This is a genomic window from Streptomyces sp. NBRC 109706, assembly GCF_000974485.1.
GTDB lineage: Bacteria > Actinomycetota > Actinomycetes > Streptomycetales > Streptomycetaceae > Streptomyces.
Genome location: NZ_BBOM01000012.1, coordinates 112,066 through 136,469, shown reverse-complemented (window position 1 = coordinate 136,469; position 24,404 = coordinate 112,066). Strand labels below are relative to the sequence as shown.

General features: G+C 72.7%; 22 protein-coding genes. 9 read left to right on the top strand and 13 right to left on the bottom strand.

Going from position 1 to position 24,404, the window contains the following annotated elements:
* Nucleotides 1-92 precede the first annotated feature (92 nt).
* The 4 genes from galT to AOM46_RS27980 all read left to right on the top strand — a co-directional run bounded on the left by galT (nucleotide 93) and on the right by AOM46_RS27980 (nucleotide 4,176).
* On the top strand, nucleotides 93-1,142 hold the full coding sequence (gene galT, locus AOM46_RS27995) for a galactose-1-phosphate uridylyltransferase (RefSeq protein ID WP_062216791.1): 1,050 nt from the start codon (nucleotides 93-95) through the stop codon (nucleotides 1,140-1,142).
* Nucleotides 1,139-2,101: a UDP-glucose 4-epimerase GalE gene (galE, locus tag AOM46_RS27990; protein ID WP_062216498.1), complete on the top strand. Its 963-nt coding sequence runs from the start codon at nucleotides 1,139-1,141 to the stop codon at nucleotides 2,099-2,101. The genes galT and galE overlap by 4 nt, the downstream gene beginning before the upstream one ends.
* A complete protein-coding gene (gene galK, locus AOM46_RS27985; protein WP_107080202.1) occupies nucleotides 2,098-3,234 on the top strand; it encodes a galactokinase in 1,137 nt (378 codons plus the stop codon). Before galE ends, galK begins: the two co-directional genes overlap by 4 nt.
* Before the next feature lie 225 nt (nucleotides 3,235-3,459).
* A complete protein-coding gene (locus AOM46_RS27980) occupies nucleotides 3,460-4,176 on the top strand; it encodes a response regulator transcription factor (RefSeq protein ID WP_062216494.1) in 717 nt (238 codons plus the stop codon).
* Nucleotides 4,177-4,199: 23 nt separating this feature from the next.
* Here AOM46_RS27980 and AOM46_RS27975 read toward each other — a convergent pair whose 3' ends face one another.
* Complete coding sequence (locus AOM46_RS27975; protein WP_062216492.1) at nucleotides 4,200-4,691, bottom strand: MarR family winged helix-turn-helix transcriptional regulator; 492 nt, start codon at nucleotides 4,689-4,691, stop codon at nucleotides 4,200-4,202.
* 87 nt (nucleotides 4,692-4,778) lie between these two features.
* Between AOM46_RS27975 and AOM46_RS27970 the strand changes: the two genes are divergently transcribed.
* From AOM46_RS27970 to AOM46_RS27960, 3 genes are all read left to right on the top strand, one after another.
* On the top strand, nucleotides 4,779-5,591 hold the full coding sequence (locus AOM46_RS27970) for a trans-aconitate 2-methyltransferase (RefSeq protein WP_062216490.1): 813 nt from the start codon (nucleotides 4,779-4,781) through the stop codon (nucleotides 5,589-5,591).
* Nucleotides 5,588-5,995, top strand: coding sequence for a glyoxalase (locus tag AOM46_RS27965; protein ID WP_062216488.1), 408 nt, complete (start codon nucleotides 5,588-5,590; stop codon nucleotides 5,993-5,995). Before AOM46_RS27970 ends, AOM46_RS27965 begins: the two co-directional genes overlap by 4 nt.
* A gap of 121 nt (nucleotides 5,996-6,116) precedes the next feature.
* A complete protein-coding gene (locus AOM46_RS27960) occupies nucleotides 6,117-6,521 on the top strand; it encodes a rodlin (protein WP_062216486.1) in 405 nt (134 codons plus the stop codon).
* 132 nt (nucleotides 6,522-6,653) lie between these two features.
* On the opposite strand, the gene AOM46_RS27955 is transcribed toward AOM46_RS27960, so the two are convergent.
* Both AOM46_RS27955 and AOM46_RS27950 read right to left on the bottom strand, forming a co-directional pair.
* Complete coding sequence (locus AOM46_RS27955; protein WP_158920723.1) at nucleotides 6,654-7,331, bottom strand: TetR/AcrR family transcriptional regulator; 678 nt, start codon at nucleotides 7,329-7,331, stop codon at nucleotides 6,654-6,656.
* Between the two features lie 7 nt (nucleotides 7,332-7,338).
* On the bottom strand, nucleotides 7,339-8,388 hold the full coding sequence (locus AOM46_RS27950) for an acyl-CoA desaturase (RefSeq protein ID WP_062216484.1): 1,050 nt from the start codon (nucleotides 8,386-8,388) through the stop codon (nucleotides 7,339-7,341).
* A gap of 366 nt (nucleotides 8,389-8,754) precedes the next feature.
* Here AOM46_RS27950 and ppc point away from each other — a divergent pair, with 366 nt between their 5' ends.
* A complete protein-coding gene (gene ppc, locus AOM46_RS27945; RefSeq protein WP_062216784.1) occupies nucleotides 8,755-11,490 on the top strand; it encodes a phosphoenolpyruvate carboxylase in 2,736 nt (911 codons plus the stop codon).
* 60 nt (nucleotides 11,491-11,550) lie between these two features.
* On the opposite strand, the gene AOM46_RS27940 is transcribed toward ppc, so the two are convergent.
* The 8 genes from AOM46_RS27940 to AOM46_RS27905 all read right to left on the bottom strand — a co-directional run bounded on the left by AOM46_RS27940 (nucleotide 11,551) and on the right by AOM46_RS27905 (nucleotide 21,203).
* Nucleotides 11,551-12,045 carry a hypothetical protein gene (locus AOM46_RS27940; RefSeq protein ID WP_062216482.1) on the bottom strand — a complete coding sequence of 165 codons (495 nt, stop codon included), beginning with the start codon at nucleotides 12,043-12,045 and terminating at the stop codon, nucleotides 11,551-11,553.
* Between the two features lie 68 nt (nucleotides 12,046-12,113).
* Nucleotides 12,114-12,722: an aminoacyl-tRNA hydrolase gene (pth, locus tag AOM46_RS27935; RefSeq protein ID WP_062216480.1), complete on the bottom strand. Its 609-nt coding sequence runs from the start codon at nucleotides 12,720-12,722 to the stop codon at nucleotides 12,114-12,116.
* 56 nt (nucleotides 12,723-12,778) lie between these two features.
* Entirely contained in the window at nucleotides 12,779-13,369 is a 591-nt protein-coding gene (locus AOM46_RS27930; protein WP_062216478.1) for a 50S ribosomal protein L25/general stress protein Ctc, read from the bottom strand.
* Nucleotides 13,370-14,267: 898 nt separating this feature from the next.
* Complete coding sequence (locus tag AOM46_RS27925; RefSeq protein ID WP_062216476.1) at nucleotides 14,268-15,245, bottom strand: ribose-phosphate diphosphokinase; 978 nt, start codon at nucleotides 15,243-15,245, stop codon at nucleotides 14,268-14,270.
* Nucleotides 15,246-15,334: 89 nt separating this feature from the next.
* Nucleotides 15,335-16,798, bottom strand: a complete 1,464-nt coding sequence (glmU, locus tag AOM46_RS27920) for a bifunctional UDP-N-acetylglucosamine diphosphorylase/glucosamine-1-phosphate N-acetyltransferase GlmU (protein WP_078857254.1) — start codon at nucleotides 16,796-16,798, stop codon at nucleotides 15,335-15,337.
* A gap of 77 nt (nucleotides 16,799-16,875) precedes the next feature.
* Complete coding sequence (locus AOM46_RS27915; protein WP_062216471.1) at nucleotides 16,876-17,799, bottom strand: hypothetical protein; 924 nt, start codon at nucleotides 17,797-17,799, stop codon at nucleotides 16,876-16,878.
* A 39-nt stretch (nucleotides 17,800-17,838) separates the two neighbouring features.
* Nucleotides 17,839-20,223: an SUKH-4 family immunity protein gene (locus AOM46_RS27910; RefSeq protein WP_062216781.1), complete on the bottom strand. Its 2,385-nt coding sequence runs from the start codon at nucleotides 20,221-20,223 to the stop codon at nucleotides 17,839-17,841.
* Nucleotides 20,224-20,228: 5 nt separating this feature from the next.
* Nucleotides 20,229-21,203 (bottom strand): SMI1/KNR4 family protein, encoded by a 975-nt coding sequence (locus AOM46_RS27905; protein WP_062216469.1) that lies wholly within the window; start codon nucleotides 21,201-21,203, stop codon nucleotides 20,229-20,231.
* Between the two features lie 80 nt (nucleotides 21,204-21,283).
* Here AOM46_RS27905 and AOM46_RS32605 point away from each other — a divergent pair, with 80 nt between their 5' ends.
* Entirely contained in the window at nucleotides 21,284-22,264 is a 981-nt protein-coding gene (locus tag AOM46_RS32605) for an SUKH-3 domain-containing protein (RefSeq protein WP_158920721.1), read from the top strand.
* 88 nt (nucleotides 22,265-22,352) lie between these two features.
* Here AOM46_RS32605 and AOM46_RS27895 read toward each other — a convergent pair whose 3' ends face one another.
* Both AOM46_RS27895 and AOM46_RS27890 read right to left on the bottom strand, forming a co-directional pair.
* Nucleotides 22,353-23,357, bottom strand: a complete 1,005-nt coding sequence (locus AOM46_RS27895) for a nucleoside triphosphate pyrophosphohydrolase (protein WP_062216466.1) — start codon at nucleotides 23,355-23,357, stop codon at nucleotides 22,353-22,355.
* A 37-nt stretch (nucleotides 23,358-23,394) separates the two neighbouring features.
* A complete protein-coding gene (locus AOM46_RS27890) occupies nucleotides 23,395-24,072 on the bottom strand; it encodes a SurA N-terminal domain-containing protein (RefSeq protein WP_062216464.1) in 678 nt (225 codons plus the stop codon).
* Nucleotides 24,073-24,404: the final 332 nt, after the last annotated feature.

Here is a 24,404-nt window from a genome sequence, read left to right as displayed (position 1 = left end):
TCTGTTGAACAGTGCGCTGGACTGCATGGGATGGCGAGGCAAGCCGGATGCTGCAAGGGACCGGGGCGAACACCGGGATGAAGAACGCCGGGATGAGGAAGACATCGACCAGGCTGGCCGACGGCCGCGAGCTGCTCTACTACGACGCGGCCGAGGGCGAGGCCGTCGACCGTGGCGTCGCCGACCGCAGACCGCTGCCGAGGACCACCTCCAGCTCCGAGACACGGCACAACGCCCTGCTCGACGAGCATGTCGGCTATGCCGCCCACCGCCAGTCCCGCACCTACCACCCACCGGCCGACCAGTGCCCGCTCTGCCCCACCAGCGGCGAGCGGCTGAGCGAGATACCGGCCGACTCCTACCAGGTCGCCGTCTTCGAGAACCGCTTCCCGTCCTTCGGCGGCGACGTCGGCCGCTGTGAGGTGGTCTGCTTCACCTCCGACCACCAGGCATCCTTCGCCGACCTCAGCGAGGAGCAGGCCGCCCTGGTGCTCGCCGCCTGGACGGACAGGACCGACGAGCTGTCCCGGCACCCCGGCGTCCGCCAGGTGTACTGCTTCGAGAACCGGGGCGCCGAGATCGGCGTCACCCTCGCGCACCCGCACGGCCAGATCTACGGCTACCCGTTCGTCACGCCGTTCACCGAGCGGGCGCTGCGTTCCGTCGCCGAGCACAAGCGGCGCACCGGGGGCAACCTCTTCGACGAACTGGTCGCCACCGAGCGGTCCGAGGGCCGCCGGATCGTGCTGGAGACCGAGCGCTGGACGGCCTTCGTGCCCTACGCCGCCCGCTGGCCCTACGAGGTGCACCTCTACCCCAACCGCAGGGTGCCCGACCTGCGCGGTCTCGACGAGGCCGAGCGCGCCGAGTTCCCCGGCGTCTATCTGGAGCTGCTGCGCCGCTTCGACCGGATCTTCGGCCCCGACGCCGGCCCGACCCCCTATATCTCCGGCTGGCACCAGGCCCCCTTCGACGTGCCGGACCGCGAGGACTACGCGCTCCACCTGGAGTTGTTCACCATCCGCAGGAGCGCGGATAAGTTGAAGTTCCTGGCCGGCTCGGAGTCCGGCATGGGGGCTTTCGTCAGTGACGTTCTGCCGGAGGCCGCTGCCGACCGGCTGCGAGAGGTGGCAAGCGCATGAGGTATCTGGTCACGGGCGGGGCCGGCTATGTCGGCGGCGTGGTCGCCGCCCGGCTGCTGGCGGCCGGACACCGGGTCACGGTGCTGGACGATCTGTCCACCGGCTTCCTGGCCGGCGTCCCCGAGGGCGCCGAGTTCGTCGAGGGCCGGGTGCAGGACGCGGCGCGCTGGTTGGACGACTCCTATGACGCGGTGCTGCACTTCGCGGCCTGCTCCCAGGTCGGCGAGTCCGTGCTGGACCCGGAGAAGTACTGGCGCAACAACGTCGCCGGTACCATCGAGCTGCTGGCCGCGATGCGCGGCGCAGGGGTGCGCACCCTGGTCTTCTCCTCCACCGCCGCCGTCTACGGCGAGCCGGCCTCGACGCCCATCGTCGAGGACGCCGTCACCGCGCCCACCAACCCCTACGGCGCCAGCAAGCTCGCCGTCGACCAGATGATCACCGGGGAGTGCGCCGCCCAGGGCCTGGCCGCCGTCTCGCTGCGCTACTTCAACGTGGCCGGCGCGCTGGGCGCCCAGGGGGAGCGGCACGACCCGGAGAGCCATCTGATCCCCATCGTGCTCCAGGTCGCCCAGGGGCGCCGGGAGTCGATCTCCGTCTACGGCGCGGACTACCCGACGCCCGACGGCACCTGTGTCCGCGACTACATCCATGTGGACGACCTGGCCGAGGCGCATCTGCTGGCGCTGACCGCCGTCGCCCCCGGCGAGCATCTGATCTGCAACCTGGGCAACGGCAACGGGTTCTCCGTGCGTCAGGTGATCGAGGCCGCCCGCGAGGTCACCGGACATCCGATCCCCGAGACCGTCGCCGACCGCCGCGCCGGCGACCCGGCCGTGCTGGTCGCCTCGGCCGAGCGCGCCAGGGCCCGCCTGGGCTGGCGCCCGCGCCGCCCTGAGCTGGCGGACATCATCGCCGACGCCTGGGCCTTCGCCCAGCGAGAGGAGCCCAGCGCGTGACCAGCCATCAGCAGGTGTTCGGGGTCGCGCCCGACGGCGCCTGGAGCGCCCCGGGACGGGTCAACCTCATCGGGGAGCACACCGACTACAACGAGGGCTTCGTGCTGCCCTTCGCGCTGCCGCACGCCGCCGTCGCCACGGTCACCCGGCGCGCCGACCGGGTGCTGCGGCTGCGCTCCCGGGACGTCGGCGACGCCGTCGTCGAGCTGGACATCGACGGGCTGACGCCGGGCTCGGTGCCCGGCTGGGCCGGCTATCCGGCGGGCGTCGCCTGGGCGCTTGAGCGCGCCGGCCACCGGCTGGCCGGCGCCGACATCCTCTTCGCCTCCGACGTCCCCACCGGCGCCGGGCTCTCCTCCTCCGCGGCGCTCGAAGTCGTCACCGCGCTCGCCCTCAGCGAGCTGAACGGCCTCGGCCTGGAGGCCGCCGAGCTGGCCAGGATCGGGCAGCTGGCGGAGAACGACTTCGTCGGCATGCCCTGCGGCATCCTGGACCAGATGGCGTCGGCCGCCTGTGTCGAGGGCCATGTCCTCTTTCTGGACACCCGGGATCTGGGCCGCCGGCAGGTGCCGTTCGACATGGCTGCCGAGGGCCTGCGGCTGCTGGTCGTCGACACCCGGGTCAAGCACGCGCACGCGGACGGCGGTTACGCCGCCCGCCGCGCCGAGTGCGAGGCGGGGGCCGCGACGCTCGGCGTCCCGTTCCTGCGCGATGTGCCCTTCGCCGAGCTGGACGCGGCGCTCGCGAAACTGGACGACGAGGTGGTCCGCCGCCGGGTGCGCCATGTGGTGACGGAGGACCGTCGGGTGGAGCGGATCGTCGGGCTGCTCGACGCCGGGCGGGCCCGGGAGATCGGCCCGCTGCTGACCGAGGGGCACGCCTCGCTGCGGGACGACTTCGAGGTCTCCTGCCCGGAGCTGGACCTGGTGGTGGAGACCGCCGACGCGGCGGGCGCCCTGGGTTCCCGGATGACCGGCGGCGGGTTCGGCGGCTCGGCCATCGCGCTGGTCCCCGAGGAGTCCGTCGCCCCGGTGCGCCGCGCCGTGCTCGACGCGTTCGCGGCCAGGGATCTTCCGGCCCCCCGGATCTTCGAGGCGATTCCGTCCGCCGGGGCCCGCCGACTGCCGGCGTGACCGCACCGATATCCGCACTTCGGCGAAACCCCTTCCACCCTGGGGCGCCAGCCGTAGGCTGATCCCAGCACCGGTGGGGGCCGGTGCCGATCAGGGGGCGAGACGGTGGGCGCGGCGCCCGGTCCGGTCACAGACCCTCGGCGGCGGCCGTGTGGTCAGGACATGCGTGGACGGGGTGCCGTGCCCGCCTAGCCAGCCCCTTCGACACGACCCCTGGGGCTTTCGGTGGACCGTATTCGGGTGCTGGTGGTGGACGAGCACCGGATCTTCGCTGAGTCGCTGGCCACCGCCCTCGCGGCGGACGCGGATGTCGAGGCCGTGGCCGTCGGCAGCGTGCTCGCGGCGCGTCAGCTGCTCGAACAGGTCGGAGGCGGCCGACAGCCGCCCTTCCAGGTCCTGTTGCTCGACGTGGAGCTGTCGGGCGCCCTCGAACCGACGGCCGAGGGCCCGAACGACGCCACCGCCCTGCTCGACCTGGTGCACGAACGCTTCCCCGAGCTACGGACTGTCATGCTCGCGGCAGGCGACGATCCGGTGCTGGCCGCCAGGGCGCTGAGCGGCCAGGCGCGCGGCTGGGTGGCCAAGGACAGCTCGCTGGCCCGGCTGCTCCAGGTGATCAGGGGCGTGCTCAGGGACGAGACGCACCTCCCGCCCGGGCTGCTCACCGGCGTGCTGCGTGAGCTCCAGGCCGACCGGGCGCACCGGGGCGAGCGTCAGCGGCTGGTGGAGTCGCTGACGCCGCGCGAGCTTGAGGTGCTGCGCTGCATGCTCGCCGGCCTCGGCCGCAAGGCCGTGGCCGAACGGCTCTACCTCTCCCCGCACACGGTGCGCACCCATATGCAGAACGTCCTCGGCAAGCTGAACGTGCACTCCACCCTGGCGGCCGTGGCCCTGGCCCGGCGCGCCGGCATCCCACCGGCGGAGGGCCCGCCGCCGGCGTAGGACGCCCGGCCCTGGGACGCACCCTAGAAGTTGTCGAAGGGGGCGGTGAGGGCGCGGAGCAGCGCGGCCAGTTCGCGGCGCTGGGCGGGGGTGAGATCGGCCAGGATCGCCCGCTCCTGCTCCAGCAGCCCGGCCAGCGCGCTGTCCGCCTGATCGCGCCCCGCCGGGGTGAGGCGGACCAGCACGCCGCGTCGGTCGCTCGGGTCCGGCAGCCGCTCCACCAGGCCCTTCTTGGCCAGCCTGTCGATGCGGTTGGTCATGGTGCCCGAGGTGACCAGCGTCTGGGTGAGCAGCTGCCCGGGCGACAGCTGATAGGGGCCACCGGCCCGGCGCAGCGCGGTGAGCACATCGAACTCCCACGGCTCCAGGCGGTGTTCGGCGAAGGCCAGCCGCCTGGCCCGATCCAGGTGGCGGGCCAGCCTGCTCACCCGGCTGAGCACTTCGAGCGGCTCCACGTCGAGATCGGGCCGTTCCCGCCGCCAGGCCGCGACCAGCCGATCCACCTCGTCCTCCATGGGGTCAGTCTAGTTGTTCTGTCGACATGAAGTCTCACGTCATCAAGTATCTTGACATCGAGAGATATTCGGGGAACGATCCGGCGTATGGCAGCCACACAGCACCTCAGATGGGATCCGGCCCAGTACCAGCGGCATGGGCGCGACCGTTCCCGACCCCTGACCGAACTCGTCGCCCGCGTGCCCGAGTTGCCGGACCGGCCGGCGATCGCCGATCTGGGTTGCGGTCCCGGCGGGCCCACCCTCTCCCTCTTCGGGCGCTGGCCCGACGCCCGGATCACCGGACTGGACAACTCGCCGGAGATGCTGGCCGAGGCGCGGGCCAAGGCCGGGGACCGGTCTGCGCGGTCCGTGCGGTTCGTCGAGGCGGATCTGGCGAGCTGGCGGCCGGCCGAGCCCTGGGATCTGCTGATCGCCAACGCCGCGCTGCAGTGGGTGCCCGACCACCACCTCAGGTTCCCGGACTGGGTGGCCGGGCTGGCCCCCGGCGGGGTGCTGGCCTTCCAGGTTCCGGGGAACCACGCGGCCCCCAGCCACCGGCTGATGCGGGAGGTCGCCGAACGCCCGCGCTGGCGCGCTCGGTTGGCCGGCGTCCTGCGAACGGACCCCCCGGTGCTCACCCCCGAGGGCTATCTCGCCGAGCTGTCCCCGCTCTGCGCCGACGTCGACGTCTGGGAGACCACCTACCTCCACCGGCTGGCCGGCGACGACGCGGTGCTCGACTGGGTCAGCGGCACCGGCCTGCGCCCGGTGCTCACCGCGCTGGAGGACGATCCGGAGGCCAGGACCGCCTTTGTCGCCGAGTACGCGGCCGAACTGCGCACCGCCTATCCGGCCGACGCGCACGGCACGGTCTTCCCGTTCCGCCGCGTCTTCGCCGTCGCCAGGAGGGCCGCGTGATTCTCGGCGCACACCATGTGGCGCTTGCCGCGCCGGTCGGCAGCGAACCCGAGCTGCGAGCGTTCTACGGCGGGCTCCTCGGCCTGCCGGAACTGCCCAAACCACCCGAGCTGGCCGCCAGGGGCGGCTGCTGGTTCCTGGCCGGGGCACTGGAGCTGCACCTCGGTACGGAGGCGGGGTTCCGGCCCGCGCGCAAGGCACATCCGGGCCTGCTGGTGGCCGATATCGACGCGGTGGCCCGGCTGCTGACGGACGCCGGGGTGCCGTTCCGCTGGGACACCGCGCTGCCGGAACACCGCCGGCTGCACACCCACGACCCGGTCGGGAACCGGTTGGAGTTCCTTCAGCCGGTCGCGATCCCCGGGGGGCGGGCAAGCGGTCACGCGCTCCCTGAAGTGCGCTGACAAGCCCCCAACGGGCCTCAGATTGCGCGATTCGGGTGAACGGAGGCAACTGAATCCACCGAGAAGCGTTGTTCAGGGCGCTCCGGAAACAGGGCATCCCAGAACTCGGAAGGACAAGCTTGTGATCAAGAAGTCGCTTGCCACGGTCGCGGTCGCGGCCTCCGCTGTCGGCATGGCCGGCATCGCCGCCACCCCCGCCATGGCCGCCGACGACTCCGAACTCACCACGATCAACGGCAACGGTGCCTCGGACCGGGTTGGCAACACCACCACGGGCGGCTACATGAGCCCGAACATGGCGCTGGTCAACAGCTCCCTGAACGACGTCTGTCTGCCGGTCGCGGACATCCAGAAGGTGAACGCCGGTTCCCTCATCGGCCTGATCCCGATCACCGTTCAGGACGTGCTGACCAGCGCCAACGACCAGACCTGTGCGGAGAACTCCACCCAGGTGGACGGCGACGACCCGCTGTCGCACGTGCTGTCGGACATCCCGGTCCTCTCCTGGAACGGCGTCAACGACTGAGGCGCCCCGCCTCCCGTGGCGCCGGCCGACGAGCCGCATCCCCCAGGCGCCACACCCCCCTTCCTCGGCCCTCCGACCGGATCAGTCAGCTCCGGTCGGGGGGCCGAGGGCCTGCTCAGGGCCGCCGCCGGGTCACACCCGGCGGCGGCCCACCAGCTTCGGGTGGTGCTCCAGCCCCTGCAGCCCGTGCCAGGCCAGATTCACCAGATGCGCCGCCACCTCGGCCTTCTTCGGCTTGCGCACATTGAGCCACCACTGCCCGGTCAACGCCACCATGCCCACCAGCGCCTGGGCGTACATCGGCGCCAACTTGGCGTCATAGCCCCGGCTCTTGAACTCCAGGCCGAGGATGTCCTCGACCTGGGTGGCGATATCCCCGATCAGTGACGCGAAGGTCCCCGTCGACTGCGCCACCGGGGAGTCCCGCACCAAGATGTGGAAGCCGTCGGTGTACCGCTCGATGTAGTCGAGCAGCGCGAACGCCGCCTGCTCCAGCAGCTCGCGGGGGTGCCCCGCGGTCAGCGCGCCCGTCACCATGGACAGCAGCCGGCTCATCTCACGGTCGACCACCACGGCGTAAAGGCCCTCCTTGCCGCCGAAGTGCTCGTAGACCACCGGCTTGGAGACCCCGGCCTTGGCCGCGATCTCCTCCACCGAGGTGCCCTCGAAGCCGCGCTCGGCGAAGAGGGTGCGTCCGATGTCCAGCAACTGCTCCCGACGTTCCGTACCGGTCATCCGTCTGCGGGCCCGCCGATTGGCGCGAGCCGGCCGATCTTTGCCGCTGTCGCTGGTGTTGTTTTCGGTCGCCACGCACCCATCATGCCGTCTCGACCGGTTCGCCTTCCCGCCGGTTTCGCGGGCCGGTCCCCGCACCCGTCGGCGGGACCCGTCGGGCGTCCAGCCGGGAGCCCCGGGGCCAGCGCACGTCCCATACCCAGCCGGCCAGTTCCAGCAGCCGGATCAGCCGCGCGCTGGAGTCCAACTGCAGGCGGTCGACGCCGTGCCGCGCGCAGGTGGGGTCGGCGTGGTGCAGGTTGTGCCAGGACTCGCCGCAGGACAGCACCGCCAGCCACCAGACGTTCGCCGAGCGGTCGCGGGACCTGAAGGGCCGCTTGCCGACGGCGTGGCAGAGGGAGTTGATGGACCAGGTCACATGGTGCAGCAGCGCGACGCGCACCAGCGAGCCCCAGAAGAAGGCCGTCAGCGCGCCCTGCCAGGACCAGGTCGCGAGCCCTCCGACCAGCGCCGGCGTCGTCAGCGACACCGTCGCCCACAGCCCGAACCGGCGGGAGATCCGGCTCAGCACCGGATCGTCGAGCAGATCGGGCGCATAGGTCCTGGCGCAGGTCCGCTCGGCGTCGAACATCCAGCCGGTATGCGCCCACCACAGGCCCTTCAGCAGCGCGGGCACGGACTCGCCGTAGCGCCAGGGGGAGTGCGGATCGCCTGGCGCGTCCGAGTGCCGGTGGTGCCTGCGGTGGTCGGCGACCCACCGCACCAGCGGCCCCTCCAGGGCCATCGAGCCGGCGACGGCCAGGGCGATCCGCGTCCGCCGGCCGGCCTTGAACGCCCCATGGGTGAAGTGCCGGTGGAAGCCGACCGTGATGCCGTGGCAGGTGACGAAGTAGCAGACCGTCAACAGCGCCAGATCCAGCCAGCTCACCCCCCAGCCCCAGGCGAGCGGAACGGCGGCCAGCAGCGCCAGAAAGGGCACGACGATGAACAGGCCGAGGGCGAACCGTTCGACCGTACTGTGCCGTTCACCGCCTGGCCGGCGCTGTTCACCGCTCGGTGGAGCGGACGCCGGCTCGGGGGAGCGCGCCGCGACGACGCGCGGCGGGCGGGACCGGTGGGGGGTGGTGCTCATGAGCGTTTTCCTCGGGGAGCTTTGGGAAGGGGGGACGGGGGCGCCGCCGGGCCGGCAGACGCCTCGTGGAGCGACGGCCCACTCCCGGTGGGAGGCCTCGTCGGCCACGGGGCTCCGCGCTACCTACGGGACCGTAACCTACGGAGACGTAGGTAGCGCGGTTCACCGGGTGGGACAAGGCACGTGCTGGGGAAGTCACCGCGAGGTGAAGAACCGGTAAGGGCGGCTCACTACCATGGGACGGTCGGACAGCGCGGTCCGCTACGTGCCCACACGACCTGCCAGAAGAGTCAGCTGCGAGGAGCCGCACCCGTGAGCAGTCCCGACAGCAAGAGCCGCCAGCCACAGGGGACTGGCGCCGCCGATATCCCGGACGCCAAGGGCGCCCCGGAAAGCAGTAGTGCCCTCCGCGCCGATATCCGCCGATTGGGCGACCTGTTGGGGGAGACCCTGGTCCGTCAGGACAGCCCGGAGCTGCTGGAGCTGGTGGAGCGGGTCCGCGCGCTCACCAGAAGCGACGGGGAGGCCGCCGCCGAACTGCTGGGCTCCACCGATCTGACCACGGCGGCCAAGCTGGTCCGCGCCTTCTCCATCTACTTCCATCTGGCCAATGTCACCGAGCAGGTGCACCGCGGCCGCGAGCTGCGGGAGCGCCGCGCGGCCGAGGGCGGCGCGCTCAGCCGCACCGCCGACATGCTCAAGGAGGCCGACCCGGCGCATCTGCGGGAGACGGTCGCCGCGCTGGGCGTGCGCCCCGTCTTCACCGCGCACCCCACGGAGGCGGCCCGCCGCTCGGTGCTGACCAAGCTGCGCCGGATCGCCGAGCTGTTGGACCGCACCGAGACGGAGGACGGCGGCGACCGGCGCCGCGTCGATCTGCGGCTCGCGGAGAACATCGACCTCATCTGGCAGACCGACGAACTGCGCGTCACCAGGCCCGAGCCGACCGACGAGGCCAGGAACGCCGTCTACTACCTGGACGAGCTGCACGCCGGCGCGGTCGGCGACCTGCTGGAGGACCTTTCCGCCGAGCTGGACCGGGCCGGCGTCGAACTGCCGTCCGACGCCCGTCCGTTGACGTTCGGCACCTGGATCGGCGGCGACCGGGACGGCAACCCCAACGTCACCCCGTCCGTCACCTGGGACGTCCTGCTGCTCCAGCACGAACACGGGATCTCCAGCGCCCTGGAGCACATCGACGAGCTGCGCAGCGCGCTCTCCAACTCGATCCGCAACTCAGGCGCCAGCGAGGAGCTGTTGGAGTCGCTGCGGCGGGATCTGGAGCTGCTGCCCGAGATCACCCCGCGCTACAAGCGGCTCAACGCCGAGGAGCCCTACCGGCTCAAGGTCACCTGCATCCGGCAGAAGCTCCTCAACACCAGGGAGCGGCTGGCCGCCGGCAACCCGCACACCGCCGGCCGCGACTATCTGGGCACCGGCGATCTGCTCGCAGACCTGGCCGTGGTCAGGGACTCGCTGCGCGAGCACCGGGGCGAGCTGATCGCCGGCGGCCGGGTGGAGCGGCTGATGCGCACCATCGCCGCCTTCGGCCTGCAGCTGGCCACCATGGACGTGCGGGAGCACGCGGACGCCCACCACCACGCGCTGGGCCAGCTCTTCGACCGGCTCGGCGAGGAGTCCTGGCGGTACGCCGACATGCCGCGTGAGTACCGGGGCAAGCTGCTCGCCAGGGAGCTGCGCTCCCGCCGTCCGCTGGCCCCCACCCCGGCCCCGCTGGACGCCGCCGGCGCCCGGACGCTGGGCGTCTTCGAGACGGTGCGCAAGGCGCTGGACGCCTTCGGGCCCGAGGTGATCGAGTCCTACATCATCTCCATGTGCCAGGGCGCCGACGACGTCTTCGCCGCCGCCGTGCTGGCCAGGGAGGCCGGGCTGCTGGACCTGCACGCCGGCTGGGCCAGGATCGGCATCGTCCCGCTGCTGGAGACCACCGACGAACTGCGGATCGCCGACGAGCTGTTGGACGCGATGCTCTCCGACCCCTCCTACCGGCGGCTGGTCTCCCTGCGGGACGACGTGCAGGAGGTCATGCTCGGCTACAGCGACTCCTCGAAGTTCGGCGGCATCACCACCTCGCAGTGGGAGATCCACCGCGCCCAGCGCCGACTGCGCGATGTCGCGCACCGGCACGGCGTCCGGCTGCGGCTCTTCCACGGCCGGGGCGGCACGGTCGGCCGGGGCGGCGGGCCCACCCACGACGCGATCCTGGCGCAGCCCTGGGGCACGCTGGAGGGCGAGATCAAGGTCACCGAGCAGGGCGAGGTCATCTCCGACAAGTACCTGGTCCCCTCCCTCGCCAGGGAGAACCTCGAACTCACCGTCTCGGCGACGCTCCAGGCGTCGGCGCTGCACACCGCGCCCCGGCAGTCCAGCCAGGCGCTGGCCCGCTGGGACGCGGCGATGGACACCGTCTCCGAGGCCGCGCACGGCGCCTACCGGGATCTGGTCGAGGACCCGGACCTGCCGGCGTACTTCTTCGCCGCCACCCCCGTCGACCAGCTCGCCGAGCTGCATCTGGGCTCGCGCCCCTCGCGCCGCCCGGACAGCGGCGCGGGCCTCGACGGGCTCCGCGCCATCCCGTGGGTCTTCGGCTGGACGCAGTCCCGGCAGATCGTCCCCGGCTGGTTCGGCGTCGGCACGGGCCTCAAGGCGGCCCGCGAGGCCGGCCTCGACGAGGTGCTGGCCGAGGCGTTCCAGCACTGGCACTTCTTCCGCAACTTCCTCTCCAACGTCGAGATGACGCTGGCCAAGACGGATCTGCGGATCGCCAGGCACTATGTGGAGACGCTGGTCCCGGACGAGCTGCGGCATGTCTTCGACACCATCCAGGCCGAGCACGAGCGGACCGTCGCCGAGGTGCTGCGGATCACCGGCGAACAGGAGCTGCTGGACGCGGACCCGGCGCTGCAGCGCACGCTGCGCATCAGGGACGCCTATCTGGACCCGATCTCCTACCTCCAGGTCACGTTGCTGGACCGGCAGCGCGCCGCGGCCAAGCGCGGTGAGGAGCCCGACCAACTGCTCTCCCGCGCCCTGCTGCTGACCGTCAACGGCGTGGCCGCCGGGCTGCGCAACACCGGCTGAACCACCGCGCCCCCCGTCGCACCCGGTGCGACGGGGGGCGCGTTCCGGCCGTTCGGTCCTTCAGATCCACAGCAGGAACGTGGCGAGCAGGGCGGCGAACGCGGTGCCGGCCATCGCCCAGGCGGCGCGATAGAGCCGCAGCCCGCCGCCCACCGCGACGGCGGCGAGCAGCAGCGCGCCGCTCAGCGGCAGAAACGCGTAGAGCACGCCGGCCACCCCGGCACGGACCACTTCGTCCGTGCCGGGGACCAGCGCCACATCCAGCGTCTCGCCCTCGGTCCTGGCCAGCCGCTGTTCCAGCACCACCAGCTCGCCGGTGGGCCGGAACGGGCCGACGCACTCCTCCCGGTCGCAGGTGAGCAGCGTGACCTCGCCCCGCTCCGCGTCGGAGAACAGCACATGGCGCCCGGTGTCCCAGGACGCCCAGCCGCCGGCCACCAGCAGCAGCACGGCCAGCAGCCCCATCACCAGCAGTCGGCCCAGCAGAAGCGCGCCGAACGCGCTCTCGCCGGCCCGGCGGGCGGGGCTGCGTCGACTGGTCCGGGTCGCGGGCATGGCGCTGATCTTTGGCCAAAGCCGCGCGCCGGGTCAAGCCCGGGGGACGATCAGCCGTTGTCCCGGCATCAGCCGTTGTAGCGGCTCTGCGCCCGCTCCAGGCCCTCGGTGACCAGTGCCTCGGTGGCATCGGCGGCACGGTCCACGTGGTAGTCGAGATCCTTCCGCTCCACCGTGGCGAAGTCCCGCAGCACAAAGGCCGCGACATCCATCCGGCCGGGCGGACGCCCCACGCCGAAGCGGACCCGGAAGTAGTCCCTGCCCAGCGCCGAGGTGATCGACTTCAGCCCGTTGTGGCCGTTGTCGCCACCACCGCGCTTCAGCCGCAGCACCCCGTAGCCGATGTCCAACTCGTCGTGCACCACGACGAGTCGGGACGGCGGCACCCGGTAGAACGCGCAGAGCGCGCCGGTCGGGCCGCCCGACACGTTCATGAACGACATGGGCTTGGCCAGCACCACCCGGGGCCCGCCGGCACCGGGCGGGCCCAGCCGGCCCTCCAGCACCATCGCCCTGGACCGGTGCGCTTTGAAGGCACCGCCCAGCCGTTCGGCCAGCAGATCCACCACCATGAAGCCGACGTTGTGCCGGTTCGCGGCATAGCTCGGGCCTGGGTTGCCAAGACCGACGATCAGCCACGGCCCGTCGGGCGCCGTCGCGGCGCCGGCGTCGTTCATGCCTCAGTTCCTTCCACCGGCCGGGCCCGTCCGGGCCCGGCCACGGTCGCCGAGCTTCAGCTGGCTTCCCCTTCGGTGCTCTCCCCGCCCTCGGCCGACGGCTCCTCGGCCTGCGGCTGCAGCACCTGGACGATGACATCGTCGGGGGACCCGGCCAGCGTGCTGCCGGCGGGCAGCGGAACGTCCTTGGCCAGCAGCGAGTCGCCCACGGAGAGGCCGGCCACGGAGACGGTGACCGACTCCGGGATGTTGGTGGCCTCGGCCTCGACCGACAGGGTGTTCTGCACGTGCTCCAGCAGACCGCCGCCGGGGGCCAGCTCGCCCTCGGTGATGATCCGGATCTCGACGTTGACCTTCTCGCCGCGCTTCACGACCAGCAGGTCGGTGTGGACCAGGAAGCCGCGGATCGCCTCGCGCTGCACGGCCTTGGGGATCACCAGCTCCTCGCGGCCCTCGATGTCCAGGGTGATCAGGACGTTGGAGTTCTTGAGCGCCATCATCAGCTCGTGGCCCGGCAGCGCGACATGCACCGGGTCGCCGCCGTGCCCGTAGATGACGGCGGGAACCTTGCCGGCGGCGCGGATACGGCGCGAGGCGCCCTTACCGAACTCGGTCCTCGGCTCGGCGGTGATCTTCACATCAGCCATGGCTGCACTCCTTGTGGTGTGACCGAAAACACAGATGGTCACCCGGCCCGGGCGGGCCTGCACAAAGAGCGCGTCGATAACGGATGGGCCCCCAGGGCCTCCCTCGCCGAGCAACGCCCCCAAGTCTACCCACGCCCTTACCCTGCGGGGCCCACCCAAGCCCCGCCCCAGGGGACCGGGGCCCCCGAGCCGGGCGCTCCGCCCCGGCGGGGCGGGGTCTTTCGAAGTGCCGCGTTGGGCTACGAAGAGGGAGGGTTCGGTCGGGCGCGAGGTCGGTGCCAAGGGAACCCCGACCCCCGGGTGTTGGGCCTTCGGCCCAGTGCGTCTTCGTCCGGGGGCCTGTTCCCGGCAGCAGTGCCTCGTGCCGGGGTGTCGTGGCCGGGAGGGTTCGGCTGGCCGCTGTCTCCCCACGCCCCCTGCGGGGCCGGGGCCCCGAGCCGGGCGCTTCGCCCCGGCGGGGTGGGGTCTTCCCGAGAGCCGTGTCCTCGCGCCGGACCCCGGTCCCGGAGGGTTCGGTCGGGCGCGAGCCGGTGTCACGGGCCCCCGACCGGGGGCTCCGCCCCGGCGGGGTGGGTCTTCCGAAGTGCCGCCTCGGCCCTTCGAATCCGGAGGGTGCGGTTCGGGCGGTAGCCGGGCGCTTCGCCCCGGCGGGGTGGGTCTTCCCGAGAGCGTGCTCTCGTGCCGGGCCCCGGTCCTCCGGGCCGTTCGGACACCCGGTGGGTTCGGCCGGTCCCGAACTGCTGTCCTGAAGAGCCAGGAGGTTCCCGACGGTTGTGCGTTGTGCTTCAAGCCCCCGAAGGGTTCGGTCGGGGATAGCCCCCGGGTCCCGAGGCCGGACTCGGCCGCCCCCGGCCGTCAGGGCCGGGGGCGGCGTCGCCGGGGCCAGCCCGGCCTCGGGCTACGCGTTGCCTTCGAAGAGGCTCGTGACGGAGCCGTCCTCGAAGACCTCGCGGACCGCGCGGGCGATGGTCGGGGCCATGGACAGGACCGTGATCTTGTCCAGGTCGACCTCGCTCGGCGTGGGCAGGGAGTTGGTGAAGATGAACTCGCTTACCCGGGAGTTCTTCAGCCGGTCGGTGGCCGGTCCGGAGAGGACCCCGTGGGTGGCGGCCACGATGACGTCCGAGGCCCCGTTGGCGAAGAGCGCGTCCGCCGCCGCGCAGATCGTGCCGCCGGTGTCGATCATGTCGTCGACCAGCACACAGACCCGGTCCTGCACATGGCCGACCACCTCGTGGACGGTGACCTGGTTGGCCACGTCCGGGTCCCGACGCTTGTGGACGATGGCCAGCGGGGCGGCCAGTCGGTCCGCCCAGCGGTCAGCGACGCGGACCCGGCCGGCGTCGGGGGAGACCACCGTCAGCTTCTCGTGGTCCACCCGGCTGGCGATGTAGTTGGTGAGCACCGGCAGCGCGAAGAGGTGGTCGACCGGGCCGTCGAAGTACCCCTGGACCTGGTCCGCGTGCAGGTCCATCGTGATGATCCGGTCGGCACCCGCCGTCTTCAGCAGATCCGCCATCAGCCGGGCCGAGATCGGCTCCCTACCACGATGCTTCTTGTCCTGCCTGGCATATCCATAGAACGGAATGATCACCGAGATACTGCGCGCTGACGCTCTCTTCAGCGCGTCCAGCATGATCAGCTGTTCCATGATCCATTTATTGATCGGCGCGGTGTGACTCTGCATCAGAAAACAGTCGGCACCCCGCACGGACTCCTGGAAACGCACATAGATCTCGCCGTTGGCAAAGTCCTGAGCCTTGGTCGGGACCAGTCCCACGCCCAATTCGGCGGCGACCTCCTTCGCCAGCTCGGGGTGGGCGCGGCCGGAGAAGAGCATGAGTTTCTTCTCACCGGTCGTCTTGATCCCGGTCACAGTACGTCTCCTTGGAATCCGCGGTCGGCGCTCGTTCACCCCAAAGGGGCTCTCCTACGGTACGCCGTGGTCCGGCCGGCGCGAACCCGTCAGGCGTTATCCTCCTCGCGCTCCGCCGCAGCTAGAGCCGCTTCGGCGGCCTCGGCCGGGGCCGATCCCGGCCGCTTTCGCGTGACCCAGCCGGGCACATTTCGCTGCCGACCACGGGCTACGCCGAGTGACCCCGGAGGAACGTCGAGCGTGATCACCGAACCGGCGGCGGTGTAACTCCCGTCCTCGACAGTGACCGGGGCCACAAACGTATTGTCCGCTCCCGTTCGGCAGTGCGAACCGATGGTGGTGCGGTGTTTGGCCTCGCCGTCGTAGTTCACCACCACGGTGGCGGCGCCGATGTTGGTGTGGTCGCCGATGGTGGCGTCGCCCACATAGGAGAGATGCGGGACTTTGGTTCCGGTACCGATCGTGGAGTTCTTCACCTCGACAAAGCCACCGATCTTGGCGTCGGTGCCCAGCAGGGTGCCCGGACGGAGATAGGAGTAGGGGCCGACTTTGGCGCCGGTGCCGATCACCGCCGTGTCGGCGACGGTGTGGACCACCAGCGCGCCCTCGCCCACCGTGGTGTCCTTCAGCCGGGACCCCGGGCCCACCTCGGCGAAGGCCGCCACATGGGTGGCGCCCAGCAGCTGGCAGCCCGGCTGGACCAGCGCGTCCGGCTCGAAGGTGACCGTGGCGTCGATCCAGGTGGTCGCCGGATCCACCACCGTCACCCCGGCGAGCATCGCGCGCTCGACCAGGCGGTCGTTCAACAGCCGGCGGGCCTGGGCCAGTTGGACCCGGTTGTTGATGCCGACCAGCTCCCTGGGGTCGGCCGCCAGCTCGGCGCCGACGCGGTGCCCCTCGGCGCGCAGGATGCGCAGCACATCCGGCAGGTACTCCTCGCCCTGGCTGTTGTCGGTGCCCACCTTCGTCAGCGCCTCGGCCAGCAGCCGGCCGTCGAAGGCGAAGACGCCCGAGCTGACCTCGCGGATCGCCAGCGTTCCGGCGGACGCGTCCTTGTGCTCCACGATCTCGGCCACCGAGCCGTCCGGCTCCCGCACCACCCGGCCGTAGCCGGTGGCGTCCGGCAGCTCCATGGTGAGCACCGTCACCGCGTTGCCCTCGGCGGTGTGCCGCTCCGCCAACGCGCCCAGCGTCGCCGCCGTCTGCAGCGGGGTGTCGCCGCAGGTGACCAGCACCGTGCCGGTGGGCTCCCCGCCCTCGGCGGCCAGCGCGTGCAGCGCGGTGCGCACCGCGTGCGCGGTGCCCCGCCGCTCGTGCTGCACGGCGGTGTGCACCTTGGCGTCCAGCCGCGCCAGGTGGTCCGTCACCTGCTCCCGGCCGTGGCCGACCACGACCACCAGCCGTTCGGGCGCCAACTCCCCGGCCGCCGTGACCACATGGCCGACCATGGAGCGGCCGCACAGCTCGTGCAGCACCTTGGGCGTCGCCGACTTCATGCGGGTCCCCTCACCCGCTGCGAGAACGATGATGGCTGCCGGACGGTTGGAACTCACGAAGATCGCGTCCTTAGGTCTGCGGTTACGGGGGGATGATCCGCAGGATACCCACGCGCCGCCGGCCGGCCCCCGAGTCAGCCCCGGTGGGGCTCGGCGCCCTCCCCGCCCGGCTCGCCCATCGGCCGCACCGCCGGCTGGCGCGGGGCGCGCCCGGTCAGCGCGGCCAGCGTGGTGCGCAGATGCGACATATAGGCCCGCACCTGGTCGGCCCGCTCCTCCTGGATCCGCAGCAGCCGTTCCGCGTCCTGCTCGATCCGCAGCCGGCGCGCCTCGGCGTCGGCCAGCAGCTCGGCGCGCCGCGACTCCGCCGCCTCGTTGCGCGCCCTGACGGCGCCCTCGGCCTCCGCCAGCTCGCGCCTGGCCTGCTCCCAGACCGCGTCGGCGCGCTCCGTCAGCTGCCGCACCCGCGCCTCGACCGACGCGCTCCTGGCGGCCATCCGCTCCTCGGCCAGCCGGCCGCTGGCCCTGGCCTTGGACCGCTGCTCGGCCAGCAGCGCCTCCGCGTGCCGGGCGACATCGGCCAGCGCGGCATCCGCGGTGGCGCGCACCCTGGCCGCCCTGGCGCGCTCCCGCTCCAGCAGCTCCCGGCCCTCGGCCTCCGCCTGGGCCAGCGCCCGTTCGGCCTCAGCCGCCGCGGCCACCCGCACCTGGGCGGCCTCGCGCGCCGCCCGGTCCCGCAGCGCCCGGCTGGACTCCTCGGCGCCGCGCAGCAGCGCCTCGGCGTCGGCCTCGGCCATCTCGCGCACCCCGTCGGCCTCGGCGACCACCTCGGCCAGCAGCAGCTCGGCGCGTTCACCCAGGGAGGAGAAGTCAGGCTCGGGCAGCGCGGCGACCTCGGCGCGCAGCGCGGCGGCCCGCTCCGCCAGCCGATCGGCGCGCAGCCCCACCTCGGCCAGCCTGCGCCACGCCTCGTCGCGCTCCCGGCCCAACATGGCCAGGACGCGGTCCACCTGCTGTGGCGAGTAGCCCCGCCCCCGTGCCGTGCGGAAACCCGTCATAGCCAAGATGATCCCCCATCAGCGGCGGGGACATCCGAACTACAGCAGACCGTCCCACATCTGTTCCAGCAGAACGGACCACCAGCTCTCCGGATCGGACACGGCCATCGGGTCGAGCGAGGCGAGCTGCGCCTGGAAGTCCGTGGTCCAGCGGCCGGCCTGTTCCGGCGTGAGCCCGTAGCGGAGCCGCCACATCCGGCCCAGCAGCGCCATGGAACGCGCGAACTGCGGCAGCGAGGCGTTGACGAACTGCGGCGGCGCGCCCTGCCCGCCGGGCCCGGCCTCCAGCGGCACGGCCACGATATGCGCGGTGCCGTACTGCACGCACAGCTGCCGCCCGAAGTCGCTGCCCACCACCAGGTAGGAACCGGCGTCGGGCGCCGGCTGCACCCCGTGCTCCATCGCCACCTCGGCCAGCGTGGGGATCGGCATCCCCGGCTGGGCCCTGGCCCAGAAGAACGGCGCGATCTCCATCGGCAGCCCGCTCCAGGCGAGGGTCTGCGCCACCACCTCGGGCACCCCCTGCCGGGACGCGAACCTCGGCTCGTAGCGGAACACCAGCTGCGGCCCGAACGCCTCGGCCAGCTCCTGCCCGATCACGTCGAGCCCCACGGCCGGCGCCGGCGGCTGCTGCGGCAGCGGGGCCCGCACCGGGGCGGAACGCGGGGGCCCGTCGGCGAACTGCTGCAACTCGTCCTGGTGTTCGACCAGATGACGCACCCCCGCCTGGCGGGACGCGTAGTCGGTGCCATAGGCGGCGGTGTTGGTGATCCGCACCTGTGGCCAGGTCTCGCGGATCATCCGGGCGCAGTAGCCGCCGGGCAGTTCACAGGACTGCAGCTCGGTGTGGAGCTCGATCACCTGCTGCGCCGGCACCTGCATGGCCAGCAGCTCGTGCAGGATCTGCCACTCGGGATGCGGCATGCCGGGGGCCGAGCGGCGGATGAGCTGCTGCTCGGAGCCGTCGGGCGCGCGATAGCGCAGCACCGCCATATAGCCGGAGCCGACGACCGGACGTGCCTCCTGCGGATAGCCGTAGGCGGGCGGCGGCTGGGCGCCGACGGGATGGTGCGGCCCCTGACCCTGCCCCGGCAACGGCCCTTGGCCCGGCAGAGGTCCCTGTCCTGGCAACGGTCCCTGTCCTGGCAGGGGCGACGGGCCGCCGGGGCCAGGGGGCGGCGGTGGGCCGACGGGCGCGCCGGCCGGTCCCGGGGGCGGCGGTGTGCCGCCGCCGGCCTGTTCGCGCAGCGAGGCCACCACGTCCGGGTCCACCATCTGGGTGGGGACATAGGCGACTTCCTCGCCGGCGGTCTGCTCGTCCGCCCGGGGGCGGGCGCCGCGAGGCGCGCCGGGCGCCGACGGCGGGGGCGGCACCGGCATCCCGGGGCCGCCGGCCCTGGGCGGGCCGCCGGGCCCGCCGATATGCGTCTTGTGGGTGTCCTCGGCGGCGATCCGCGCCGCGCCAGGCGGCGGGGGCGTGCCCGGCACGCCCGGCGGCGCCGGCGGCGGGCCGACGGGCGTCCCGGGGGGCGGGCTTCCGAGGCCCGGCGGCTGCAGGCCACCGGGCGGCGGCTGCACCGCCGTCTGGGGCAGCGCGCTGCCCTGCGGCAGCACGGTGGTCCTGGCCTCGGACGAGGCGGGGCCGGGGGCGAGCCGCTGCCCGTCCGCGTTGGTCAGCGGCGCGGAGAACACGGTGGCCGGCGGGGCCATCGCCTCCGCCTCCTCGGCGCTGCCCGAGGTGTCGGTGCCGGCCCAGGGGGAGGCGCTCGCAGGCGTCTCCTTCTTGACGACCTTGTCGGGCATGTCGGCCGTGTCGACCCGGTGGAAGTCCTCCGGGCCCGACTGGCCGGCCCCCGGCGTCACATCGGCCGCGGCCCACGGGTCGGCGCCCGGCGCCGGGGTCGGCGTCGGGGTGGCGGCGGCAGCGGCCGGTACCGGTGCCGGCGGTTCGAACGGGGCGAACGGGTCGGGCGCCGCCGGCCGTTCGGCCGCCGGCTTCCCCAGCGAGAACGGCTCGGAGGACGGCGGCGGCGGGGACGGCGCCTCGGCAGCCCGCCTGTTGTCCGGGATGCCGGCCTTGTCGGCGGCCTCCTGCAGCCACTCGGGCGGGGTCAGCAGAAAGGAGGTGGCCTCCAGGTCGATGGACCTCGGCGGCTCGGGGGCGGGCGCCGGATCGGTCGAAACGCCGTACTGCTCCTCGTACCGCCGGATGATCTCCGTCACATCGAGCGCCGGCCAGTAGGTGGCCTCGCCGCTGTCGCGGGCGATCACCAGCCGGCCGCCGCCGGCCGGTCCGCCGGAGGCGTCCTCGGCCCAGGCGACGAAGCCCAGGTCGAACTCGCGCACCCGGGCCGTGTGCCCCGGCGTCCCGTCGCTGTTCACCCAGCGCTCGGCGCGCTCCTGTGCCTGCGCGAACGTCACCAACGCGCTCACCCCTCAGCCGGGACGACGGTGGCGAAACCGCCGTCCACCATCAGATCCGCCACGGTCTCCAGCTCCGCCGGGGAGCCGGCCAGCCGGCGCAGGAAGTCGTCGAAGTCCTCGCCGCAGGGCAGCAGCAGTTCGGCGACCCGCTCGGTGACGGCGAGGCCGTCCCGGTCCCGCGCGTCGTCCACCGGGCAGAGCCAGACGGAACCCGTGCCCTCGCCGCGCACCCGCACCGCCACGATGCCGCCCTGGACGAAGGCCACCGCCAGATAGTCCTTGGTGAGGTGGTCGCGCAGGCACTTGTTGATATAGACGAGGTCGTTGACCGCGGCCTCCTCGCGGAGCGTGAAGAACGGCTGGTCGACCAGCAGGCCCAACTCGGCGTCCAGCGCGACGCCCACCGGGGCGCAGCCGCCGGCGGCCTTGAGGAACGCCCGGTAGGCGGGCGGCAGTTGGTAGCCCAGCTTCTCCTCGGCGGCGCGCAGCCGGTCCTCGGGGACGGCCAGCCCGCTCGGCAGCTTGAAGTGCGCCGGCCGGGGATCGGTCAACGGGCGGGTGCCGCGCTTGTGCTGGTCGACGGCGGTGGTGGCGAGCCCGCCGTGGTGCCGCAGCAGCACCTTGACCTCGACCGGGACCAGTTCGAGGCGGCGCGAGTTGGCCACATGGTGCCAGGTCCAGCCGTGCGGGGTGGCGACCGCGGGCAGCTCGGCCCAGAGCGGATGCCCCGAGGCGTGCAGCGCGGCGTTGGCCGACACGTAGTCCGTCAGCCGCAGTTCGTCCACGCCGAAACCGTCCGGCGGCTCGGCGATCTCGGCCGCCGCTCTGGCATAGCGCGAGAAGTCGGGATAGCCCTGTGCGTCCACCCGGACACCGTGCGGATATCTGCCCGCGCGGACCGGGTCGGGAAACTGCACCACCTGACCGGCATAGGCCCTGTTCGGTGGCGCGGCCTGTTGCCCGAGCCGACCTGTCGTCATGGCGTTAAGCCCCCTGCTGTTGCCTCTCGCTGTTGCGGCACAGCCTATGGGTTCCATCAGTCGGTGGCACGATCGTCCTCGTGATATCGGAAATCCACGGCCAGCCGTCGGGCGGTCAGCGGGATCGCGACCGTCGGCCGGCGCCTCCCGAGATGCCGCGCGGCCGCGACGGCATCCTGCCGACCACCGCCGCCGCGCTCTCCCTTCCGGACCGGGCCCAGCCGCTGACCGGCACCGCCAGCCGCAGCACGCCGCCGCCCGAGCCACATCCGGTGGTCGCCGAGATCCTCGCCGGACTCGGCACCGCCCAGCGGGAACGTCACATCGGACGTTGCCCCGAGCCCGCGCTGCTCTCCCGGCTGCTCACCGAGGCGGGCGCGCGCGATGTCCACGAGGCCAGAGAAGCACTGGCGGGCGCGGGCATCACCACCCGCCATATCCGTGAGGACGGCGACCCGTTGCACGGCGCCTACGCCCCGCACTGCCGCTCGTGCGCCGTGCTGCTGGCCCGTCTCGGCGTGCCAACGCAGGGGCCCGATCCGGCCGTCGGCGACGGCGTCGACCCGGCGGGCGGGCCGGCGGCCGGCGCGCCCTGGTCCATCGGCACGGTCGACCAGGCGCTGGTCGCCGCGGGGTGGACGCCGGGGCGCTCGCACGCGGCCCGCGCCGAACGTTGGGCCGACGTGCTCAGCGGCCACCGTTCCCCGCAGGGGCACGCGCACCAGCTGTTCCCGGCAGCCTTCGAGGCGTGGGCCGAGCTGGGCGAGATCACCCTGCGCCCGACCGGTCCCGGCATCGCCGTGGCGCCGCACGGGGTGGTGATCAACCCGCTCGCCGGCGTGCACTGGGTGCGCACCCTCAGCGACTTGGGGCATGCACTGGGCACCCGGCTCTGCCCGCTGGGCGAGGAGCTGAACGGAACGGCCCTGTTGGCCATCGACCGCGAGGCGCGGCTGTATGGCATTGACCACACCGGGGACTGGTTTCTGGGCCGCGATGTGCTGAGCGGTCTGGCCACCCTGCTCACCGGCACCCTGCCGCATCGGCTGGAGCCCTCCTGAGGTGTTCTCCCGGGGCGGGCCCCGGTGCTCGCGGGGCGCCGCCCCAGCCGTTTCAGACACCTCACGCGCCTCACGCGCCTCAGGCTCTTCAGCCGCCGGCCGCGATGATCGCGTCGCGGTAGGCGCGGGCGGCGGCGCGCAGCGCGGTCTCCGGATCGACCCCGGCGGCCTCGGCCTCGGCGGCGAGCGCCAACAGCCGGTAGCCGAACCCCTGGTCGGCACCGCCGCCGGGGCCGGCGTCCGGTTCGCTACCGGGCAGCGGCACCGTCAGCCCCGCCGTTCTGACCCGGCCGGTCAGCTTGCCGGCCAGGGCCAACGCGGGCTGGCCAAGCGGGATTCCCTCGGTCAGCGAGGTACGTTGCTTCTCCGTCGCCTTGGCGGCCAGCCACAGCGCCTTGACGTCCTCCGGGGTCGCCGCGTGCGCGTCCCCGAAGACATGCGGATGGCGCCGGAGCAGCTTGTCGACGATGGTGCCGGCGACATCGTCGATGTCGAAGGGCTTGTCCGGGGCCTCGGCGGCGATCCTCGCGTGGAAGATCACCTGGAGCAGGACATCGCCCAACTCCTCCCTGATCTCGTCGGGATCGCCCGCCTCCACGGCCTCGATCAGCTCATGGATCTCCTCCAGGCCGTAGCGCGCCAGATCCGCGCTGGTCTGGACGGAGGACCAGGGGCAGTTGGCCCTGATCTCGTCCATCACCCGCACCAGATCGAGAAGTCGGGCGCCGGGCAGGTCGTAGGAACCGGGCAGCAGCTCCAGTTCGGGCAACGTTCTGAACCGTCCGGAACCGGCCATTCCCGCCAGCTCGTTGGTCAGCTCAGGCTCGCCCTCGGCGCCGGCCAGCACGACCACCGTCCGGCCCCCGGCGCACGCGGCGACCAACTCGGCCGCGTCCGGCACGCCGTCCGAGACCGCGACCCCGGCCTCGCGCAGATACGGGCCCTGGGGATGGGAGATGTCGCCGCACACCACCGAGTCGGCCGCGTGCAACACCTGCCAGGCCGGCCAGGACAGCAGCCCGGGGGCCACCCGATGGGTGGTGGTCAGCAGAACGATCCGGCCGGGGGCGCCGTTGAGGTCTCGAACGGTCATCCGTCGAGACTAACCGCGCCGTTCCGCGCGCCCGGCGTCAGGCCGGCGGCATCGGGATCAGGGCCTCGTCGTCCTCGGCGGGGACATAGGGGCGCACCCACGGGGTGTCGGCGTCGGCGAGACCCACCGCCTCCGCGCTCCAGCTGCCGTAGCGCGGATTGACCTCGACGCCGATCTCGTCCGCCGTGGCCGCCATCGTCTCGTACACCAGCTGCTCGCCCTCGGGGCCCGCCGGCGCGTTCAGTTGGACGGCGATGCTCTGGAAGAGCAGCTGCCTGCGCAGCACCTGGTCGATCTGCTCGTCCCCGGCGAGCGGCGGCAGATCGGCCGTGCCCAGGAGCGCCGCCTGCCGAAGCTCGTCGGCGCCGCCCAACGCCGCCTCGGTCCGGATGCGCTCCTGCTGGATCTGCGCGGTGCTCACCTCGACGCCATAGGCCTCGGCGGTCTGCTCCAGCACCTCCTGGTACACCAGATGGTCCACCATCGCCCGGGTCAACCCCGCGCTGGACGCCAGGAGTTGGTCCGCGTCCGGCTGCTCGCGCTGGGCCTCCCTGACCGTCTCCACCTGGGCCTGCACACTGGAGACGGTGATGCGTTCGTCGCCCACCACGGCGGCGGCGCCCGGATGGGAATCGGTGGAGCAGCCGGTGAGCAGCGGGGCGGCGGCGAGCAGGGCTGCGGAGGAAACCGCTAGTGCGGAGGTGCGGCGCTTCACTGGGGGCACTCCCGTGGACGAGCCAGTGGGTCGGTCGATCTTACGCGGCCCGATCTTATGCAGCGTGGCCGACCCTGACCACCGTCGGATCCGTATCTCCCGCACGGGGCGACGCCCTCGACCCGCCGCCGCCGGGGCGAACGCGCCGCCGGCGTTCCACAGGGCGGGTGCCGTGCACTGCGTGTCCCCTACGCCCCCTGGATGTCCCCTTAGGGGGACCCTGCCACTTCTCACTGACCCGGAGTTCATCCCGGGGGGTGAGGAGCGGAGTTGGGACGGTCACTAGTCTCATTGGAAGTCAAGCACGAACCAGAGAGTTATCCGCGTAGAGC

What these genes read in the sequence shown, in the direction of transcription:
- galT (WP_062216791.1), top strand. Translation starts at nt 93, where the DNA reads ATGAGGAAGACATCGACCAGGCTGGCCGACGGCCGCGAGCTGCTCTAC.
- galE (WP_062216498.1), top strand. Translation starts at nt 1,139, where the DNA reads ATGAGGTATCTGGTCACGGGCGGGGCCGGCTATGTCGGCGGCGTGGTC.
- AOM46_RS27975 (WP_062216492.1), bottom strand. Translation starts at nt 4,691, where the DNA reads ATGGAGGACGAGGTGGATCGGCTGGTCGCGGCCTGGCGGCGGGAACGG.
- AOM46_RS27970 (WP_062216490.1), top strand. Translation starts at nt 4,779, where the DNA reads ATGGCAGCCACACAGCACCTCAGATGGGATCCGGCCCAGTACCAGCGG.
- AOM46_RS27950 (WP_062216484.1), bottom strand. Translation starts at nt 8,388, where the DNA reads ATGAGCACCACCCCCCACCGGTCCCGCCCGCCGCGCGTCGTCGCGGCG.
- AOM46_RS27940 (WP_062216482.1), bottom strand. Translation starts at nt 12,045, where the DNA reads ATGCCCGCGACCCGGACCAGTCGACGCAGCCCCGCCCGCCGGGCCGGC.
- pth (WP_062216480.1), bottom strand. Translation starts at nt 12,722, where the DNA reads ATGAACGACGCCGGCGCCGCGACGGCGCCCGACGGGCCGTGGCTGATC.
- AOM46_RS27930 (WP_062216478.1), bottom strand. Translation starts at nt 13,369, where the DNA reads ATGGCTGATGTGAAGATCACCGCCGAGCCGAGGACCGAGTTCGGTAAG.
- AOM46_RS27915 (WP_062216471.1), bottom strand. Translation starts at nt 17,799, where the DNA reads ATGACGGGTTTCCGCACGGCACGGGGGCGGGGCTACTCGCCACAGCAG.
- AOM46_RS27905 (WP_062216469.1), bottom strand. Translation starts at nt 21,203, where the DNA reads ATGACGACAGGTCGGCTCGGGCAACAGGCCGCGCCACCGAACAGGGCC.
- AOM46_RS27895 (WP_062216466.1), bottom strand. Translation starts at nt 23,357, where the DNA reads ATGACCGTTCGAGACCTCAACGGCGCCCCCGGCCGGATCGTTCTGCTG.